Raw genomic sequence first — 18,736 nt, 5'->3', positions numbered from 1 at the left:
TTGATGCCGGTTGCTGTTTTTATTTGCCTTTGTTTACAATGATCTTGGTTGTAAACACCGGCTGATTTTCGGAATGAATCTGTACAATATACAGTCCGCCCGCTAAATGCTGTAAGGATAAGGTATTGTTTGACCCGGTTAAAGGTTGCTGCAGGACGGTTTTTCCCATAATATCAATAAGGCTGATGTTTGCCTGCTTGATCTCGATATTGTTAAAATCAATATTCAGGACATCATGGGTTGGATTCGGATAGATCAGCATATTGTCGTTAACCGCAATTACCGTTGATTTTTCGATTTCCATTTCCGGACCGGCCTGTTTCATGTTCTGGTTAGGCAATTCCCCGCGGTACATTGAAGCCAGTGATGCTTCATACCATTCTTTATACCAGAACCACCATCCGGAACTTCTTTTAATATACTGGATGTTAAAGATCTGGTCAGGTGCTGTTGGTGCTGCCTTTACTAAAAACTGTCGGGAACGCTGGTTCAGATACCAGTCGTTATAATAGGAACTTCCGCCATTACTCCAGTTAAAGGACATACCGGGACCGCCATTGCTATAGTCATAACTGCCAATCCAGGTATTGCTGATGGCCAGGTATTCGCTGTAACCGTCGTTGTCCAGATTTCCGGTCATCATTTTGTAGCTGCTGTGTGCCGGCGTCACGTTAGTTGTTGTAAAGCTGGTACCCAATCCCTGTCCGCCGGTTAACGTCCAGGTGCTTCCGGTAAAGCGCATAATAGCAGAGAAATTACTGGAAGAATTGCTCACGAAAGCATAAAGTTCATCACGGGTAGTGGTGCGCATTTTTCCTTTCAGGTAGCGTTGTATCTGCGAGATCTGCAATCCGCCAATCCATCCGGAACCGTTATTGCTCCAGATCGTCTGCGGGGAATACCAACCGCCGCCGCTGGAATTGAACTTTACCAGATGTGCCCAGCCATTCGGGTTAACACACAATAGTTCGTCCTTACCGTCGCCGTCAAAATCGCCAATGGTAAAAGTGTCCTGTGGTCCCATATACCAATAGGCTATAGGAGTATTACCGCCGTTGTTGCTCCATCGCTCTTTCCACGACCAGCTGCCGGGCAGGTATTCTTTAATCTGAGCCCAGCTGCCATTATCGGTACGGGATAAAATTTCATCTTTGCCATCGCCGTCAAAATCACCGGCATAGTACCGGTCGCCGTAATTACGGTACCAGCATCCGAAGCTTCTGTTTCCGCCATTGCCCCAAAGGTGGTACCAATCGGTTCCCTGGTCGCAGGAGAAATCCATAATACCAACCCAGTTTCGATCCGGATTTGCAAAGAAAATTTCCTCATCGTTGTTTTCACCGTCAAAATTTCCGGCTAACATATAATCGCCTTCCTGCATGTACCAGGTAGCCACCCATTTCAGGTTGCGGTTGTTTGTCCATGATTTTACAATTTCACTGGAATTATTCACATTCGCATAATCATTCAGGCAATAGGCATGGCTGTTTATCGAGTTTAGAATAATATTTCGCGTATGCGGACTGAAATATAAAGGGGAATATGAGGATGTGTACATACACATGATCGGTACGTCGCTGCCGCTGCAGGAAGAAGAGCCGTAATGCTCGTCGTCATGAAGGGAACCGAAAATATGTCCCATTTCATGAGTGATGATACGAATTCTGGTCGGGTCTTTTCCAATGACACCGTAAGCGGAATATGTGGAACATAAAGAATTGGTAAAAGCAATACCTACCGTACCGCCATCTGGCCGTCTTCCGGTAAACAGTAAGGCTAAATCGCGATCCTTGTTTGTGTGGTTGGCATTCCAGTTGTCCCGGAATTTATAGAGTATGTCTGTGGCATTGTTGGTATTGTATAGCGAACCGTTCGTAGGTAAAAGGTTGACATGTTTTACGATGAACGAGATGTTGAAGTAGTGCGTATACACACATTCGGCCAAAAAGAGGCTGTTCAGGATGTTGGATGCCGAGTTGCTTCCGTTCTGGTCGCACCAGGGTTTATCGCCTTCTGCGGCTATTGTGACAAAGCGCGGCGTACAATCTTTAAAATAACCCTTTTGTACCACAGGAGGTTCCTGGATTAATTCCTGGATTTGCTGGCATCTTGAGTTTTGGGTGCTGATGATGTTTCCGAGATTAAAAACCAATAATGGGTTTTCGTCGGTAACAAAATCATCGCCGTTTAATTTGATAAAATCCTGCAGGGACGTGTAATACAATACCTGATTGCTTTCGGTATCCCATTTCAATCCTACCAGGTTGTCTTTAAAGATGGCCAGACGAACCAGTGTTCCGGGATTATTATCGGCGGTTCCTTTTAAAGTAGGGACATTATAGTTAAGATCGGTTTCGGCGGTACGCTGAAAAGTGATCTGATTTTCTCCTCCTTCATGGGTAATCCCTTCGGTATAATCCAACGCTCTCATGTCGTGGCGCTGAAGGGTAAATTTGGTGTTACCGGAATTGTCCTTTAGGATAAACTCTATCGCATAAGGATTTTTAAGCAGGTAATCGTTTAGTGCAGCATAGTTAAAATGGTAGGCAGCATAACCTTCAACTCTGGAGCTGAGGTAGTCCTGTACTTCTCCGCCTATCTGTGCCGGATGCAATTCATAAACGGGCAGCTGAGGCTGTTGGGGTTGGGTGTAGCTGGGCGGATCGTCCGGGCCGCTGGTTTCGGGAACCTGTGCCATTGCCGCCAGGGAGGTCAGCAATGCCGAAAATAAGAGTAAGCATTTTTTCATAATTAATTGTTTTTGGTGTTAAAGTTGTACGCAATGAAAATATCATTTGGTGTATGGAGTACCGTTGAAACAAAAAAGGTAATTATGAGGCTTGTATGAGATTAACAGCTTATATGTTAAAAATGGTATTTTTTATCAATAAAATAACAGTTGTAAAATTAAAAATGGTAAATTTTGTACCAAATATAATAAATAATAAACAGGGTGTTATATTTTATCTGAATAATTAATAAAAAAAAGTTTTTGTGAAATAAAGAGTGTTTTAAGGGTGGTTATTTGTAGAATACTGCCGTTTTATGCTGATAGGACGAACAAAAAACCGGCTTTGACCTTGATCAAAGCCGGTTTTTTTAGAGGTTCGAAATCCTGAAATCAGGAATGAATTATAACCGTAATGCCGGTTATAATATTTTGGAGCACTGCTCAAAAGCAGGAAACTATTTTTAATAAAGCAGATAAAATATAAGGGATTATTTTTTACCGGAACACATTGCTTTGGTATGGTGCAGACTATCGTCGGCAGCCAGTTTTTGATAGGCTTCGGTTTCTATTCCGTAAATAGCCATCTTTCCTTCTTCATTGCAATGAACGCCCCAACCGTATCTTTTGGGAAGCGGAGAGCAGCGAAAACAAGCCTGTCCTTTTGAAAAATAATGCTCTCTTTCCTGTTCTGAATCTTCTTTTTGAATATTGTTTTTAGCGGCATAAATGTTGAATAAAACGGTATCGGAAGTAAACCGGTACGGATTTTCAATAAGGGTTTCAAACTGGATAACCGCTATTGATTTGCCCGTTTTTTTTAAAGGCGGGATTTCGGCGGTTTTTGCCGGACAATCTGCTGCAACAGCAATAAAAGTATTGTAATAATTAGTCGATTTCATTGGCAATAAATTTAAGGTTGAACAAAAGCGACAGCTGACGGTGCCGATTAAGATGCCGGTTCTATCAAATCCCAGAGATTACCGTACAGATCGGCAAAAATGGCAACTTTACCCCAAGGCTCTTCCACGATACCTCTTATGATCGTTACCTTATTGTTGGTGAAATTTTCGAAATCGCGCGCGATATCATCTGTTTTTAAAAAGAAGGCAACTTTTCCTCCGGTCTGGTTGCCAACGCTTCTTTTTTCTTCCGGATTTTCGGCTTTCATCAAAACAAAAGCACTGCCAGCGGATCCTTTCGGAGCCAGCGTTACCCAGCGTCTTCCGTCTTCGCCATGAATGTTTTCCAAAAGGGAAAAGTTTAATTGTCCGGTATAGAAAGCGATGGTTTCTTCATAGTCGTTTACCATTAAGGTAATATGAGCAATATGCTGTTTCATAAAATAGATTCGTAGGGTTTAGGAATGGTAAATTGTTTCCGGGGCTTTGTCCAGAAAAGTACCCAGTTTCCCGATTTCATGTTCGATAATTTTTTTGAAATCGGCAGAAAAAGGTTCAAACGGATGAATATCGATTGTTACGGCATTCTTTTTTAAAGACCGTTTCCATATTCCGACAGCTTTTCCATTACTAACGATTACCGGGTGAAAAATACCGTTTCGGGTAATTGCTTTTTTGTGATGATCCATCGTCAGGGTTGCTGTCCGGTCCTTGTAGCTGATCAGAAATTCATCAAATGCCGGTAGCAGCTGAACGGAATTGTTTTCTTTTTCCGGAAAAACAAGAGCCGGGGAAAACCAGTAGGTTTCCGTACCGATCGTTTCTGAAATAAAATCGGATTGGACCAATTCCAGTGCTTTTTTGGTTTCGGTTAAAGACAGGCCGCACCACCAGTGGAAATCCAGAATTGTTGCCGGACCATGGCTGGTAAAATATTTTCGGGCCAGTTTTGCCAGAGCTTCTTCCCGGGGCAGGATGTTTTTTTGAGGAACCCATTCCGGAAGAAATGCATAGGTGGATTTTTTATTTTTTGTTTTTCCGCTGCCAAGGATACCGCTCAATTCGGCATGCATCAGTATGTAAGACGAACGGCTGTCATTGGTGGCGATGTTATGCTTTTCCAGTTCAGAAACCAGTTCTTCCCGGGTCAGATGATTGTGATCTCTTAAGGCCTTTTCCATAACGGAATAACACCTGGAAAGGACGGTTTGATCAAGTTCCAGTTCTTTCAAACCGCTGGTCATAGACGACTTTATCCGGTTTGCCGAAAGTTCAAGGATCCAGTAAATATCGGACGCCGCAACGGTATGCCAGGTCGGGCGCATTACATGCGTACGGATAATTTCGCCATTATCCATGGCTGCTTCAACAAGCGATTCGGTAGCATTTGCATGCCGGATTCCCAATGCCCATTTTGACATCGCATAGTCCTGTGCCTGAAGTGCTCCCATATAGGTGGCGATTTCGGAAATACTACCGGCTTTGTTCCGGATTAAAAGCTGATTGGCCAGGCGGATGTTGGCAATGTCCGTTAAGGTCATACACGTATCTTATTTATACAAAATGATAAACCAGTCGGCATGTTGTGGCTGAAAAACACCTAATCCCGGCGTGTAGAGCATAAAGCCGACTTTTGCATTTTCGGCAGTGAACTGATGGACAATTTCCAGGTTGCTGACCGCATTCCAGATGGTTTCATAGTTGAAACTGGTATAACCTTCCGATGCAATAATATCGGCTGTTGGAGTAAAATACTGGGCAGTGGCAAAATCGGCAGCGCTATTTGTTGGTAAAACAGGATACGTTTCCGGTGCGCTATAATCGGGTGTTGCTATTTCTGAAGAAGTTCCCATCCAGGTAACAGGCCCGTTAAAGATAACTTCACCGGTTGGCGTGAATGCTAATTTATAATTACCAAAATCACTTGGCGGAAGATAGGTTTCCGTTAGCGGAATTGTTGGAGTCATTGGAACACCTTCAAAATGGAATAGTTTTCCGCCTTTAAACTGGTTCGTTTCAAAATCCACCCGTAACATCAACAGTTCACGGGATGCATTGGGTGTTTCCTGTATTGGCGCATAATCGTCAAAATCTTTTGTACAGGATACAATTAAAAAGAGTAAAGGAAGATAAAGCAATAGTTTTTTCATAATACTGGGTAGCGTAAGATTTTTGTGTGTTGGTTCTGATATTCCGGTTTTGTAAAGTATAAAGTTAGAATTAATTATGATTAAAAATCCAAAACTTTAAAAGTATACTGCAAAACGGTGGTGAGTTTATCGGTATTGATTCGCTTTCCAACGGAAGGTTTCTGATGGTTGAATTTCGGAACTGCCAGGGCTAATGCCGCTGCTTTTTGCGTATAATAGGCTTCCCGGCCTGGATGTACCGGTGCCACGGCATTAAAAGTGGTGCCCCATTGACGCTGTTCGATTATTGTTAAAATGATTCCGATGCAGTCCGTTTGATGAATAAAATTAATCGGACTTTCCGGATTTCCGATATTTTCCCTGCCGGCTAAAAATTTAACGGGATGCCTGTCGCTGCCGATCAATCCTCCAAAGCGGAGAACCGTTGTCTGGAAATGACTGTTTTGCTGTAAAAGCCGTTCTGCTTCCAGAAGCTGCCTGCCGCTTTCGGTATCCGGCTGCGGAATGGTGGCTTCGGAAACTTCCGAATTATCATCGGCATATACGGAAGTAGAACTGATAAACAGGACCTGCTTTACTGTTGCCGTTTCGATATGAGGAATAAGATTCCGGATTTTTGCGGTGAAATTTTCCGGATTATCCCCTCTCAATTTTGGCGGGATATCAATAATCAGTATTTCAGGACCGTTAAGAAAAGCGGTTATGTCGCCCTTTGTTGCTTCTTCATGCAGACTGACTAAAAAAGGATGAATCCGGTTTTCGGCTAAAAGGGAAAGCTTGTTTTCGGATGTTGTAGAGCCGTTAACAGGGTAATGCTGATTGATTAATGCTTTCGCTAACGGAAGGCCGAGCCATCCGCATCCTAAAATTGCTATTGGTGTTGTCATACTGAATCAGAGGTCTTTTTTTACCAATACAAAGTAATCGTTTTCTAAAGCCATATAACCCTGATTGTATAAAAAATAATAGGTATTTCCTGTTTTAGTGTTTAAAATGCCGGTAAAAAATTCAAAATCAAATCCTTTGCTTAAAAGTTTGGTTCGGGTGGTTTTTGATTTTCCGTCGGTATTTAAAGCCGCCAAAATCCGGTAATTCCTGCGCAGTTTGTTGTTAATATTGCGCATCAGGTTGGTAACATCTTTATTCTTTTTGTTATTGTAGGCATTGCGGCATCCGTCACTGCAGAATTTTTTGTCTTCCCGGCCTACAATTCTCTCTTCACATTCAAGGCATTTTTTCATGATAACTGATTTTGGTTGGCGTATACGGTTTTTAAGAGTGCAGGTATTTTATTCGAAATTTCCTTTATGATGCAGGGCTTGTTTAATGTGTGCCAGGTGATGTCTGGAATGCCAGTCGTAAATCCCGATCGCTTCTTTCAGCGAATAAAGGCGCTGGTGCTGCGGATGGAAATACAACAAAGCCAGATCTTCTTCGGTTAAGGTATCCAACAGATAAACCCAGCGGTTGTGTACGCCGGTTATAATCTGCAAGGAAGCACTGATGTCGTCATCCTGCCCGTCTGCAGTAAGAGCCCATTTGTGTTCTTCATAAGGACGGATTTCCGGTACGTTTTCGGTTAGGGTTAATTTAAAGCGGATAAAGCTGTTCATGTGGCTGTCGGCAAGGTGATGGATAACCTGTTTGATGCTCCAGCCATCGGGTCTGTAAATCCAGTTCCGTTCGGTAACGCTGAGGTCTTTTACCAAGGCGTTTAGTTCCTGTGGAAGCGATTGGATTGTTGTTTTCCACGATTGGATGTGCTGCCGGTCTATTTCTGTCGGGACAATAAATTTTCCGACAGGATATCTTAATTGTTCTAATTCCATAAACCTTAGTTTGTTTTTAGTCTTTTAATCTGGTATAAATCTTTTCTACGGTCTTTCATGGTTCGGACACTTCCGTGTTCGTGCAGTTCTTTCAGCAAATCGACATCCACATCCACAATCAGCGTCATTTCGGTATTGGGTGTGGCTTCTGCTTTGATCCCGTTAGTCGGAAAAGCAAAGTCGGAAGGGGTAAATACAGCTGCCTGTGCAAACTGAATGTCCATATTGTTTACTTTCGGCAGGTTGCCTACGCAACCGGCAATAGCCACATAGCATTCGTTTTCAATAGCCCGTGCCTGCGCACAGTTCCGTACCCGGGTATAACCGTTTTGGGTATCGGTAAGAAACGGGACAAACAGGATATCCATCCCTTCATCGGCCAGCAGTCGGGACAATTCCGGGAATTCCACATCATAGCAGATCATGATGCCTATTTTACCGCAATCGGTATCAAAGGTCTTGATCTGGGAACCGCCTTTCATTCCCCAGTAAAACACTTCGTTTGGTGTGATGTGTATCTTGGAATACATTTCGGACGTTCCGTCTCTTTTGCAAAGGAAACCAACATTGTACAGGTTTCCGTTTTCTAACAGCGGCATGCTTCCGGTAATGATGTTGATGTTGTAGGAAATGGCAAATTCCTGGAATTTTTTACGGATCGGTTCGCTGTAACGGGCGAGTTCCCGAATGGCATCGGCTTCCGAAAGATGGTTGTAGTCGGCCATTAGCGGAGCGATGAAAAGTTCCGGAAACATCGCGAAATCGCTGGCATAACCGGAAACCGCATCAATAAAAAATTCGGCTTGTTCAAATAAAGCTTCCAGGTTGTTTAACGGACGCATCTGCCATTGAATCAATCCTAGCCGGATCACACTTTTACGGGTGTTGATAAGCTGCTGGTTTTTTTCATAATAGATGTTGTTCCATTCCAGTAACACGGCATATTCCTGTGAGCTGACATCGCCTTCCAGGTAATTTTTCATCACCTTGATCACGTGGAAATCATTGCTGAGCTGAAAAGATAAAACCGGGTCGTGCAGTTCTTTTACCCTTACCTTTTCGATATATTGTTTTGGGGTCAATGCTTTGGAATGTTCGGCATATTTGGGAATACGGCCGGCAAAAATAATGGACTGTAAATTCAGCTGTTCGCAGATCTCTTTACGGGCATCGTATAGTCTTCTGCCCAACCGGAGTCCGCGGTAATCGGGATGGATAAACACATCAATACCATAAAGAACATCGCCAAAGGGATCGTGAGTGGAAAAAGTATAGTTTCCGGTGATTTTTTCATAGGTATGATTGGCACTGGCTTTCCGGTAATCCATAATTAAGGATAAGGCAGAGCCCACAACCTTGCCGTCTGCCAGTATGACCAGCTGACCGTCGGGAAATATCTCCAGCAAACGTTCTATCTGGTGTTCTTCCCAGTAAGCTTCTTCGAGCTCACTATAGGCTTCCATCATGGAATTCCGGAGTTCTTTATAGTCTTCAATCTTTAAATTTCGTAATTCGACTTTATTGATTGCCTTTTGCATGGGGTTTGTTTTTTCAGAAAGTTACAAAAAATACCAACTGCTTACAAACGCTTACAATTATTTATAATCGAAAGTAAACGGTTAAATGTCGGATAAAGATCCGGCTGCAGTGCAATTTTGCAGTATAACCTTTTGCGGTTCTTTTGAAGTTTGGATTCGAAAACTAATTGGTTTGCGTATAATTCTAATTTACCTTGTATTATTTATTGTAATTTTATTATTTTAGGCAAAATAATGATAAAAACACAGATATGAGATTAAAATTACTTTTTGCAATGGTTTGCATTAGTGCTCTTGACATGTACGGTCAGGCACTGAATCAGAGTGAATGGCTTTGGAATATCAAGGTCGAAAACACATCGATAATTGACAGTAAACCGTTGAGTTTTGTTGATAAAGACAACAACTATTTTATGGTGGGTAGCTTTAATGGCGCTACCACTTCTATACAGGGAACCACTTTGCAAAACACGAGTTTGCCGGCTGGTACTGCTACTGTTGGTGATGCATTTATTGCAAAATTTGATGAAAACGGAACATTCCTGAATGTAAAGCATTTCGGGGGATCCCGCCTTGAGATCATTACGTCTGTTGATTATGATGGTGATGCCCATTATTATATTGCCGGTGTTTTTAACGGAACCATGGATTTAGGCAGTGGTACCGTTTTAGAAAATCTGGATCCGTATGCAACAAAAACCTTTATTGCAAAATATACATTATCGGGAACATTGGTCTGGTCCAAAGTATTTGATCAGTATGTAGGAAACGGTTATGTAAAGTATAAAAACGATAAATTGTATTTTGCCGCAAATTATGGCTATGATCAGTTGTCTTTTGATGGGGTAACCTTACCGGTAGCTAATTATTCGCCAACAATAGCAGGCATGGATAAAAACCTGGTAGCGAGATTTGATGCGAGTAACGGAGCGCTTCAATGGGTTTCTTCCTCCCGTTATACAGGACCATACACCAGTATTTCGGCCGACAGGATAGGAGCGCAGATCAGAACAATGACTGTTGATAATAACGGGAATGTTTATATTGCCGGAGAGTTCTTTTCCAGATCGGTAACTTTTGGCAGTATCACCTTAAACAGAACAAGCAGTTCAAATTCCAATTTGTTTTTTGTACGATATGACAATACCGGAGCGGTAGCCTGGGCAAAAACTGCTGCTACAAGCGGCGGTGCCGATTCCAAGGTGGAGGATCTTGCTGTAGATGCTGCCAATGATGTTTATTTGGCTGGAAGGGTGTATAATTCTTCCGCAAATTTTGATGGTACTATTTTGCAATTCCCTGGTAATTACGGTGGTTTTCTGGTAAAATATAATACTGCCGGAAGTTTGGTTTGGGCCCGAAGAGCAGGGATATCCTCCGATCAGGCTCCAACTACAGGACTGAGCCTTTCAAGGTTATCAAAATTACATATCGATGCCCAGGATAATGTATATGTGGGCGGAAGCTTCTATAAATATTTGAATCTGGCTCCGAACTTTGTTTACAATCTTAGCAATCAGTTCTATCTTTTGCTGGCAAAATACAGTAAACAGGGAGTGGTACAATCCTGTGAAATTTATCCTTGTGAGTCAAATGGCGTGCGCGATCTGAAAGTACTGAATTCGACGGCTGATAATTTTTCTGTTGTTTCCGACCTGTCTATAGATTTTCAGTTAAACAACCTCCCGATAGCTGCCGAGCAGAAAAACCGACTTTATATTGCGAAAAGAGATGTGGTTACAGCAGGTAGCGAGGATTTTGATAAAACCGCTTTTTCGGTATATCCCAACCCGGCGACGGAATCCCTGTTTGTAAAAGGTATTGAAACATTGGACGACCAGATGCAATTCTCCATATTTGATTTTAACGGCAGAAAAATCAGCAAAACGGAAAAACAAACAGTAATGGAAAAAGGAATAGACGTTTCAAAATTAGCCGGAGGAGTTTATTTCCTGCGTATAGAGGATGCTAAAGGAAATGTAAAACAGCATTCAAAATTCATCAAAAATAACCAATAATAACTGCCCGCTTCTTTATAAGTGGTGCAGCAGTGTTAATGCAAAAAAGAGATCAGATTTAAGTCGAACCATTAATTTTATAAGCCATGAATGCATTAAGAAACAAAGTACAGTTAATCGGTAATGTAGGGAGTGATCCCGAAATTAGAAACTTAGGCGAAGGAAAAAAACTGGCAAAATTAGCCATTGCCACGAATGAAGTTTATTATAACGACAAAGGGGATAAGATCACCGATACCCAGTGGCATACCGTGGTAGCCTGGGGGAAAGCGGCAGAAATTATCGAGAAATTTGTTGAAAAAGGAAAGGAAATTGCCGTTGAAGGAAAGCTGGTTCATAAAGTCTGGGAAGACAAAGAAGGTAACAAACGCTATACTACGGAAGTCGTTGCCAATGAACTGCTGCTTTTAGGAGGCAGGTAACTTACCAACACAAAAGCTTGTCTTCGGATAAGCTTTTGTTTTTTTTGAATAGTTTATGAGTAAAGATTGGCAGCAACCCTGTAGGTATTGGCATGCGCCTCGATGATGGTCTTAATGTCGGGAGAATAGCCTCCACCCATACTGCATTGTACCGGAATACCGTGTGTCCGGCATAGTTGCAAGACCAATTCATCCCGTCTTTTGCAGGCAGCTACAGAGCAGCCCAGCTTGCCTAGCTTGTCTGATGCTAAAATATCAACACCGCTGAGGTAGAAAATAAAATCCGGTTTTTGTTCGTGGATCAATTGCGGTAAGGTCCGGGTAAGAATGGCTAAATAAGCCTCGTCATCCGTGTGGTCCGGAAGGGCAATGTCCAGATCGGAAATTTCTTTTTTAAACGGATAATTGGATTTTCCATGCATGGAAAAAGTAAAAACAGCATTGTCGTTCTGAAAGATCTCGGCAGTTCCGTTTCCCTGATGTACATCCAGGTCGACAATAAGGATTTTTTCAGCCAGTTTTTTACGAATCAGGTACCGGGCACCGATAGCCTGGTCGTTTAACAAACAAAAGGCTTCCCCTCTGTCAGAATACGCATGATGTGTGCCGCCGGCAATATTGAAGGCAATACCGGTCTGTAAGGCTTTTTCGGCGCCTAAAATGGTTCCCTGTGCCAAACGCAATTCTCTTTCAACCAATTCGGCAGTTAACGGAAAACCGATTTTGCGGACAGCTCTCGGATCCAGCGTTAGTGCGGTTAAGGCATCAACATATTCCTTTTTATGTACGGCGGTAATGTGCTCCATGTCGGGTAAACCGGGTTCAAAAAAAGCGGCTGCCGTTACCGTTCCTTCATGGAGTAACTGTTGCGGCAATAACTCATATTTGAGCATTGGAAAGCGGTGTCCTTCAGGAAGCGGATGCCTGTAAATGGGATGGAAAGCAATGGGAAACATCTATAGCGGATTAAGCTCGTCTGTAAGGCTTAACAGTACAAGGTTTTCATCATATTTAGCACTATAGGCAAAGTTTTTACCCTCGAAAATTTTCTGGTATATATGCGCGTCTGTTTCCGGAGTTTTTAGGGTGCCTAAATTGTCTTTAGGAATCCATTCCAGAATTCCTTCATTGGAAACCGGAGCAGGCTGATACGGAATATCGGCAACGTAAACAAAGCTGATCCAGTTATAATCTACCGGAGAAACTTCAAACAGGGTTCCCATAAAGGTGATGGTACTTAATTGTATTCCGGTTTCTTCAAATGTTTCCCTGATGGCGGTTTCATGCGGAATCTCATAAGGTTCCAGTTTTCCGCCCACGGGAGTATAATGATCCTTAAAAGGTTCTTTAAATCTTTTGAGCAGGAGCAATTCGTCATTGTGTTTCAGAATAACAAAAACAGCTATCTTTTTCATCTTTATTCGTTTAATAATTGCTGCAATTTTTCAAGGAATAAGCCAACGTGATAACCGTCTGCCAGCCCGTGGTGAACGTGAACGGAAATGGCCATTTCCATTACACCGTTTGTGGTGGTCATTTTGCCATAGGATATTTTCGGACAGCTATCGGCTAAAGTAAAACTCCTGGCATGGGATAATGAGGTGAAATTGACCCATGGCACAGAGGAGAAATGAATTAGATTGTCGCTGTTGAATTCCCGGGTAAAAAGACCGGAAGTATTGCGAACGCGTTCGATTTCGTTTTGTGCTATGACGGCAAAAGTATTAATGTCTTCGTGGTACTCAATATAAGAGAAACCAAAACTGCTGTCCTCTCTGAAAATCGTAGAAGAAGCATCGATGCGGTCGTAAACAACCACATGGTCACCGTCTATCCGGTAGCGAAAAGCTTCGACAGCATTTACCGCTGCCAGTGTTTTGTGTAAATAATAGGTAAAGAAAGAAATACCCAGGTTTTTTGCCGTGCTGTAGGCTTTGGTACAGTCAACCGTTGCGGTAAGTCCGAAAAAAGGCTCTTCAAATTTTCTAAAAAACTCAAAGTGCTCTTTTCGGTTCCAGTTAGCGATATCCAATTGTTTCTTCACTATAATAGTATCGGCAGTATATCCGTTAATTTTTCGATTGTTCTGAAATTCGGATGTTCTATTTTGTGATCAATCCGTTCGTGTGCCCAGGTGGTATGAAAAGGAACGTGAACGGCATGGCCGCCAATTCCTAAAACCGGCAGTACATCAGATTTCAGGGAATTTCCGATCATAAAGAATTCTTCCGGTTTCAAATCCAGACGGGTTACCAGTTTCTGGTAATCGATTTCCTGTTTATCCGACATAACTTCAATATGGTGGAAATAATGCCCGAGGCCGGAATCGTGAAGCTTTCGGTGCTGGTCTTTTAAATCACCTTTGGTTGCTACTACCAAACGGTATTTTCCTTTTAAAGATTCCAGCGTTTCTTCAACGCCGTCCAGTAATTCAATCGGTTTTTCTAAAAGTTCTTTTCCCAGTTGGATTATTCTTTCAATAATGGCAACGTTAATCGTATTGTTCGATATTTTTAGAGCCGCTTCAATCATGGAAAGGATATATCCTTTAATGCCATAACCGTATAACGGCAGGTTTTCAATTTCGATTTTAAATAATTCCTGCGATAAGCCCTGGTGTGACAAATAATCCTGCATTAACTCGCAGAATTTTTTTTCGGTCTCTTCAAAATAAGGTTCGTTTACCCAAAGTGTATCATCGGCATCAAAGGCAATAACTTTTAAAGACATAAGGAATGGCGTTTAAAAAGGTTAATAATTAGTTGATCGTTTCGCCGTTCTTAACGCCTTCTGCATCCGGATTGACAAAAACCAGTTTTCCTTCGGCATTTTCAGTCATTAAAATCATCCCTTCACTTTCTACACTTCTTAAAGCTCTTGGCGCTAAATTAGCCAGAACGGTAACTTGTTTTCCAATAACTTCTTCCGGTGTAAAATGTTCTGCAATGCCGGAAACAATAGTACGAACGTCTATTCCGGTATCTACTTTAAGTACTAAAAGCTTGTTGGCTTTCGGCATTTTTTCGGCGGCAACGATTGTCCCGACTCTAAGGTCAAGTTTTGCGAAATCGTCGAAAGTAGCGACTTCTTTTTGAGGCGTAACGATTTTATTTTCGGCTTTATTGGCCACTTTGGTCGCTTCCAGCTTGTCTATTTGTTTCTGAATTTCTTCGTCTTCAATTTTAGCGAATAATAATGCTGCCTGTCCGATCTGATGTCCGGCAGGAAGTAAGTCGGATGTAGTACTGATGTCATTCCAACCGAAAGTATTGTCAATATTCAGGATACCTTTTAATTTTGGTGCTGTAAACGGAAGGAAAGGTTCTGCCAGAACACTTAATGCTGCGGCAATCTGCAGGGCAACATACATTTGTGTCTGTACTCTTTCCGGGTTTTCTTTTACAATTTTCCAGGGTTCTTCATCGGCTAAATATTTATTACCCAAACGGGCTACATTCATCAATTCGCCTAAAGCTTCTCTGAAACGGTAACGTTCTATTGAACTTGCAATAACCGCCGGATAGGCTTTCAGTTCTGTTAAAACAGCTTCGTCTACGGCTGTTAAGGCATTTGGCTGCGGGATGATTCCCTCATAATATTTGTTGCTCAGAACTACCACACGGTTGATGAAGTTTCCGAAAATAGCAACCAGTTCGTTGTTGTTTCTCGCCTGGAAATCTTTCCAGGTAAAATCGTTATCTTTTGTTTCCGGAGCGTTAGCGGTTAGTGCATAACGCAATACATCCTGTTTTTCCGGGAAGTCTGTTAAATATTCATGTAACCAGACCGCCCAGTTTTTGGAGGTGGAAAGTTTGTTTCCTTCTAAATTTAAAAATTCGTTTGCCGGAACATTATCCGGTAAAATATAGCTTCCTTCTGCTTTTAGCATCGCCGGGAAGATCACACAATGGAATACAATATTATCTTTTCCGATAAAATGTACCAGTTTTGTATCCTGGTCTTTCCAGTACGGTTCCCAGTCTTTTCCTTCACGGGCAGCCCATTCTTTTGTAGAAGAGATATAACCGATAGGCGCATCAAACCATACATATAATACTTTGCCTTCGGCACCTTCAACAGGAACCGGGATTCCCCAATCCAGGTCACGGGTTACGGCACGCGGTTTTAAACCATCGTCCAGCCATGATTTTACCTGTCCGAAAACATTTGGTTTCCAGTCGTTTTTATGTCCGGTCAGGATCCATTCGCGTAAAAAAGCATCGTATTGATCCAAAGGCAGGAACCAGTGTTTTGTGGACTTTAAAACCGGTTTAGTTCCGGTAATCGTCGATTTCGGATTGATTAAATCGGTTGCATTTAAAGATGTTCCGCATTTTTCACATTGGTCACCGTATGCTTCTTCATTGCCGCATTTTGGGCAGGTTCCGATAACAAAACGGTCGGCAAGGAACTGCTGTGCCTTTTCGTCAAATAACTGCTCGGTAACTTCTTCGATGAACTTCCCGTCCTGATACAGCTTTTTGAAAAATTCCGAAGCGGTATCGTGATGGATCTGTGCAGAGGTTCTGGAATAATTGTCAAAAGAAATACCAAAATCTTCAAACGATTTTTTAATAATTCCGTTGTATTTATCGATAACTTCCTGCGGTGTAATGCCTTCTTTCTTTGCTTTCATAGAAATAGCCACACCGTGTTCGTCGCTTCCGCAAATGAAAGCAACATCTTTACCCTGCTGGCGTAAATAGCGGGCATAAATGTCGGATGGGACATAAACTCCGGCTAAATGGCCAATGTGTATCGGACCGTTAGTATAAGGTAAAGCGGCAGTGATCGTATATCTTTTTGGATTTTGTATCATAAAAACGTAAAATTAGATTTTGATAGTATTTTCAAAATGAAATGCAAAAATAGTTTATTAGACACTAATTAGTATGTTTTTTTCGCTCAAATTGCATAAAAACCTTTGTAAAAGGAATGAAAACATTGCCATAAAAAATAGTAAATTTGTTAGAAACGATTTCAAATGAAAATTATCAAACTATTCTCAAAAGCGGTATTTTTGAAGTCCTTTTTGATTTTAATATTATTAAATACAACGACTGATATATACTCGCAGAAAAGAATGAAAATACCATCCTATCTTAAAAAAGGCGACACGGTTGCCATTGTTTGTACCGCAAGAAAGTTTTTCCCGGAAGAGGCACAGCCTGCCATTGATTTGTTAAAGTCCTGGGGACTTGAAGTAAAATTAGGCAGAACCATCGGACTTGACAGCTGCCAGTTGGGCGGAACGGATAAGGAACGGATCCTGGATTTTCAGGAAATGATGGACGACGACGATGTTAAGGCAATCTGGTGTGCCAGAGGCGGATATGGAACAGTGCGTATTGTAGACAGCCTGGATTTTACCAAATTTAAAAAACACCCGAAATGGGTTATCGGATTTAGCGATGTAACGGTTTTGCATAGCCATATTCACAATATGAAAGTGGCAACACTACACGGTATCATGCCGTTTACAGTTCCCAGAACAGAAGAAATTTCGAAGGAAACGCTTCGGAAAGCACTTTTTGGAGAAAAACTAAAATATGAAGTACCGGCAAAGGGATATGAAATTGAAGGCAAGGCTAGCGGACAGTTAGTGGGAGGTAACCTCTCTATTCTGTACAGTTTGTTAGGTTCGAAGTCGTCTATTGATACCAAAGACAAGATCTTGTTTATTGAAGATCTGGACGAATACCTGTATCATGTGGACAGAATGATGTATAATCTGAAGCGGAACGGCTATTTTGAAGGATTGAAAGGACTGGTTGTGGGCGGCATGACCGATATGCATGATAATGAGATACCGTTCGGACAAAATGAGGTTGGAATTATTTTAGCCATTGCCAAAGAGTACAAAATTCCGGTTTGTTTTTATTTTCCGGCAGGCCATGTGAAGGATAACAGGGCACTTATTTTGGGAAGTAGCGTAGATCTGGAAGTTACGAAAGATAAAATTACGCTGGAGTTCAAACCGTAATTGTTTTTAAGATGGCATCGCATAATGATTTGGGAAAACAGGGAGAAGAGATGGCGGTTGCCTTTTTAAAGCAAAAAGGGTATGAAATAGTGGAACAAAACTGGAAGTTTCAAAAGGCAGAAATAGATATAATTGCGAAAAAAGATGCAATTTTAGTAGTAGTTGAAGTTAAGACCCGTTCTAAATTAGATTTCGGTCTTCCTCAGGAATTTGTAAAATCGAGAAAAATTCAGCTTTTACTGAAAGCGGTTAACGAATATGTAATCCTAGAGGATATCGAATGTGACGTCCGTTTTGATATTATTGCTATCCATAAAGAGGAGGGTTGTTTTAATATTGAACATTATGAGGATGCTTTTTATTATTTCTAATTTATTTTTGTTAAAGTTTTAACAGATTGTTTTTTTTGTAATTTTACAAGATTTTTAAAAACCCACTATATTTATGAAAACTATTTCCTCTGTAGTTGAACATTACATTAAAACAAAGCCATTTTTGCTCAATGGTTTGTCGCAAGGCATTATTAATTTAACTTCACTGGCACGGGTAATGATGCCGGAACTAGAGCAAGAATTAGGTAAAAACATTAAACAGGGTGCTGTAGTAATGGCCCTTAAAAGACTTTCCGAAGAGCTCGGATTTCGAATGAACCATAAATTAGATAAGGTTCTGAAGAATCTCGGAGAAATTACCGTTCGCTCTTCACTGACGGATTATAATTTCGCAATTACACCAAAGGTGCTGAGCTGTCAATCAGACCTTATTGCTGAAATTAATAACTATACCGATATCTTTTATACCTCTTCAAGAGGAGTTAACGAAACCAATATTATTGTAAGTGATTCGCTTAATCATCTGGTAGAAAAACATTTCGCAGAAGAGAAGTGGGCACATAAAACAGAAAATCTGGCTTCGATTACCGTTAAACTTCCAAAAGACAATCTTTCTGTTCCCGGATTGTTCTACTATGTTTTCCAGCGTTTGGCCTGGGAAGGAGTAAACATCTGTGAAGTAGTTTCAACAAATTACGAGTTTACTATAATCGTGAGCGACGATCAGGTTGATATTGCCTTTAAAGCAATAAAAGACCTTAAGAGTATGTAGTTAAAAGGTTAAAATCATACGGTTATACCGTTAGTATTGATTAGTAGTTGATTATTTTTTTA

Annotated in this window: 19 protein-coding genes; 5 read left to right on the top strand and 14 right to left on the bottom strand. The window is 41.4% G+C overall.

From position 1 onward, the window contains the following. Positions 1-19: 19 nt before the first annotated feature. The 9 genes from HW120_RS02850 to HW120_RS02810 all read right to left on the bottom strand — a co-directional run bounded on the left by HW120_RS02850 (position 20) and on the right by HW120_RS02810 (position 9,147). Positions 20-2,749, bottom strand: a complete 2,730-nt coding sequence (locus HW120_RS02850) for a M12 family metallo-peptidase (RefSeq protein WP_177730627.1) — start codon at positions 2,747-2,749, stop codon at positions 20-22. A 470-nt stretch (positions 2,750-3,219) separates the two neighbouring features. Then, the gene (locus HW120_RS02845) at positions 3,220-3,630 is read right to left on the bottom strand and encodes a DUF6157 family protein (protein WP_246297024.1); all 411 of its coding nucleotides are present in this window, start codon (positions 3,628-3,630) and stop codon (positions 3,220-3,222) included. A 47-nt stretch (positions 3,631-3,677) separates the two neighbouring features. Beyond that, the gene (locus HW120_RS02840) at positions 3,678-4,070 is read right to left on the bottom strand and encodes a VOC family protein (protein ID WP_177730623.1); all 393 of its coding nucleotides are present in this window, start codon (positions 4,068-4,070) and stop codon (positions 3,678-3,680) included. An 18-nt stretch (positions 4,071-4,088) separates the two neighbouring features. Further along, a complete protein-coding gene (locus HW120_RS02835; protein WP_177730620.1) occupies positions 4,089-5,171 on the bottom strand; it encodes a winged helix DNA-binding domain-containing protein in 1,083 nt (360 codons plus the stop codon). Between the two features lie 9 nt (positions 5,172-5,180). After that, positions 5,181-5,780: a hypothetical protein gene (locus HW120_RS02830; RefSeq protein WP_177730618.1), complete on the bottom strand. Its 600-nt coding sequence runs from the start codon at positions 5,778-5,780 to the stop codon at positions 5,181-5,183. 80 nt (positions 5,781-5,860) lie between these two features. Further along, positions 5,861-6,667, bottom strand: a complete 807-nt coding sequence (locus HW120_RS02825; protein WP_177730616.1) for an SDR family oxidoreductase — start codon at positions 6,665-6,667, stop codon at positions 5,861-5,863. A gap of 6 nt (positions 6,668-6,673) precedes the next feature. Beyond that, positions 6,674-7,021: a hypothetical protein gene (locus tag HW120_RS02820; protein ID WP_177730614.1), complete on the bottom strand. Its 348-nt coding sequence runs from the start codon at positions 7,019-7,021 to the stop codon at positions 6,674-6,676. Between the two features lie 48 nt (positions 7,022-7,069). Beyond that, positions 7,070-7,609 (bottom strand): YfiT family bacillithiol transferase, encoded by a 540-nt coding sequence (locus HW120_RS02815; RefSeq protein ID WP_177730612.1) that lies wholly within the window; start codon positions 7,607-7,609, stop codon positions 7,070-7,072. A gap of 5 nt (positions 7,610-7,614) precedes the next feature. Continuing rightward, complete coding sequence (locus HW120_RS02810) at positions 7,615-9,147, bottom strand: bifunctional GNAT family N-acetyltransferase/carbon-nitrogen hydrolase family protein (RefSeq protein ID WP_177730610.1); 1,533 nt, start codon at positions 9,145-9,147, stop codon at positions 7,615-7,617. 251 nt (positions 9,148-9,398) lie between these two features. Here HW120_RS02810 and HW120_RS02805 point away from each other — a divergent pair, with 251 nt between their 5' ends. Both HW120_RS02805 and HW120_RS02800 read left to right on the top strand, forming a co-directional pair. Continuing rightward, positions 9,399-11,165, top strand: a complete 1,767-nt coding sequence (locus tag HW120_RS02805; RefSeq protein ID WP_177730608.1) for a T9SS type A sorting domain-containing protein — start codon at positions 9,399-9,401, stop codon at positions 11,163-11,165. 86 nt (positions 11,166-11,251) lie between these two features. Continuing rightward, positions 11,252-11,587: a single-stranded DNA-binding protein gene (locus HW120_RS02800; RefSeq protein WP_177730606.1), complete on the top strand. Its 336-nt coding sequence runs from the start codon at positions 11,252-11,254 to the stop codon at positions 11,585-11,587. Positions 11,588-11,640: 53 nt separating this feature from the next. Here HW120_RS02800 and HW120_RS02795 read toward each other — a convergent pair whose 3' ends face one another. The 5 genes from HW120_RS02795 to metG are packed head-to-tail and all read right to left on the bottom strand — an operon-like array spanning position 11,641 to position 16,406. Beyond that, on the bottom strand, positions 11,641-12,543 hold the full coding sequence (locus HW120_RS02795) for a histone deacetylase family protein (RefSeq protein WP_177730604.1): 903 nt from the start codon (positions 12,541-12,543) through the stop codon (positions 11,641-11,643). Then, entirely contained in the window at positions 12,544-13,002 is a 459-nt protein-coding gene (locus tag HW120_RS02790; RefSeq protein WP_177730602.1) for an NUDIX hydrolase, read from the bottom strand. 2 nt (positions 13,003-13,004) lie between these two features. Next, positions 13,005-13,631, bottom strand: coding sequence for a chloramphenicol acetyltransferase (locus HW120_RS02785; protein ID WP_177730600.1), 627 nt, complete (start codon positions 13,629-13,631; stop codon positions 13,005-13,007). Further along, the gene (locus HW120_RS02780) at positions 13,631-14,317 is read right to left on the bottom strand and encodes an HAD family hydrolase (RefSeq protein ID WP_177730598.1); all 687 of its coding nucleotides are present in this window, start codon (positions 14,315-14,317) and stop codon (positions 13,631-13,633) included. The genes HW120_RS02785 and HW120_RS02780 overlap by 1 nt, the downstream gene beginning before the upstream one ends. 28 nt (positions 14,318-14,345) lie before the next feature. After that, a complete protein-coding gene (metG, locus tag HW120_RS02775) occupies positions 14,346-16,406 on the bottom strand; it encodes a methionine--tRNA ligase (RefSeq protein WP_177730595.1) in 2,061 nt (686 codons plus the stop codon). Between the two features lie 264 nt (positions 16,407-16,670). Here metG and HW120_RS02770 point away from each other — a divergent pair, with 264 nt between their 5' ends. From HW120_RS02770 to HW120_RS02760, 3 genes are all read left to right on the top strand, one after another. After that, positions 16,671-17,570, top strand: a complete 900-nt coding sequence (locus tag HW120_RS02770) for a S66 peptidase family protein (RefSeq protein WP_177730585.1) — start codon at positions 16,671-16,673, stop codon at positions 17,568-17,570. 11 nt (positions 17,571-17,581) lie between these two features. Next, entirely contained in the window at positions 17,582-17,941 is a 360-nt protein-coding gene (locus HW120_RS02765) for a YraN family protein (RefSeq protein ID WP_177730583.1), read from the top strand. Positions 17,942-18,014: 73 nt separating this feature from the next. Beyond that, a complete protein-coding gene (locus tag HW120_RS02760; protein ID WP_177730581.1) occupies positions 18,015-18,674 on the top strand; it encodes an aspartate kinase in 660 nt (219 codons plus the stop codon). The last annotated feature ends 62 nt before the right edge of the window (positions 18,675-18,736 follow it).

Origin of the sequence: Flavobacterium inviolabile, assembly GCF_013389455.1 — a bacterium.
GTDB classification, from domain to species: domain Bacteria; phylum Bacteroidota; class Bacteroidia; order Flavobacteriales; family Flavobacteriaceae; genus Flavobacterium; species Flavobacterium inviolabile.
This window is presented reverse-complemented; position numbering and strand designations above follow the sequence as displayed.

Excerpts from the sequence above, each read along its gene's own strand:
- HW120_RS02825 (WP_177730616.1), bottom strand. The coding sequence starts at position 6,667 with ATGACAACACCAATAGCAATTTTAGGATGCGGATGGCTCGGCCTTCCG.
- HW120_RS02810 (WP_177730610.1), bottom strand. The coding sequence starts at position 9,147 with ATGCAAAAGGCAATCAATAAAGTCGAATTACGAAATTTAAAGATTGAA.
- HW120_RS02845 (WP_246297024.1), bottom strand. The coding sequence starts at position 3,630 with ATGAAATCGACTAATTATTACAATACTTTTATTGCTGTTGCAGCAGAT.
- HW120_RS02850 (WP_177730627.1), bottom strand. The coding sequence starts at position 2,749 with ATGAAAAAATGCTTACTCTTATTTTCGGCATTGCTGACCTCCCTGGCG.
- HW120_RS02830 (WP_177730618.1), bottom strand. The coding sequence starts at position 5,780 with ATGAAAAAACTATTGCTTTATCTTCCTTTACTCTTTTTAATTGTATCC.
- HW120_RS02780 (WP_177730598.1), bottom strand. The coding sequence starts at position 14,317 with ATGTCTTTAAAAGTTATTGCCTTTGATGCCGATGATACACTTTGGGTA.
- HW120_RS02805 (WP_177730608.1), top strand. The coding sequence starts at position 9,399 with ATGAGATTAAAATTACTTTTTGCAATGGTTTGCATTAGTGCTCTTGAC.
- HW120_RS02835 (WP_177730620.1), bottom strand. The coding sequence starts at position 5,171 with ATGACCTTAACGGACATTGCCAACATCCGCCTGGCCAATCAGCTTTTA.
- HW120_RS02820 (WP_177730614.1), bottom strand. The coding sequence starts at position 7,021 with ATGAAAAAATGCCTTGAATGTGAAGAGAGAATTGTAGGCCGGGAAGAC.
- HW120_RS02760 (WP_177730581.1), top strand. The coding sequence starts at position 18,015 with ATGAAAACTATTTCCTCTGTAGTTGAACATTACATTAAAACAAAGCCA.
- HW120_RS02795 (WP_177730604.1), bottom strand. The coding sequence starts at position 12,543 with ATGTTTCCCATTGCTTTCCATCCCATTTACAGGCATCCGCTTCCTGAA.
- HW120_RS02840 (WP_177730623.1), bottom strand. The coding sequence starts at position 4,070 with ATGAAACAGCATATTGCTCATATTACCTTAATGGTAAACGACTATGAA.
- HW120_RS02770 (WP_177730585.1), top strand. The coding sequence starts at position 16,671 with ATGAAAATACCATCCTATCTTAAAAAAGGCGACACGGTTGCCATTGTT.
- HW120_RS02765 (WP_177730583.1), top strand. The coding sequence starts at position 17,582 with ATGGCATCGCATAATGATTTGGGAAAACAGGGAGAAGAGATGGCGGTT.
- HW120_RS02815 (WP_177730612.1), bottom strand. The coding sequence starts at position 7,609 with ATGGAATTAGAACAATTAAGATATCCTGTCGGAAAATTTATTGTCCCG.
- HW120_RS02790 (WP_177730602.1), bottom strand. The coding sequence starts at position 13,002 with ATGAAAAAGATAGCTGTTTTTGTTATTCTGAAACACAATGACGAATTG.
- HW120_RS02800 (WP_177730606.1), top strand. The coding sequence starts at position 11,252 with ATGAATGCATTAAGAAACAAAGTACAGTTAATCGGTAATGTAGGGAGT.
- metG (WP_177730595.1), bottom strand. The coding sequence starts at position 16,406 with ATGATACAAAATCCAAAAAGATATACGATCACTGCCGCTTTACCTTAT.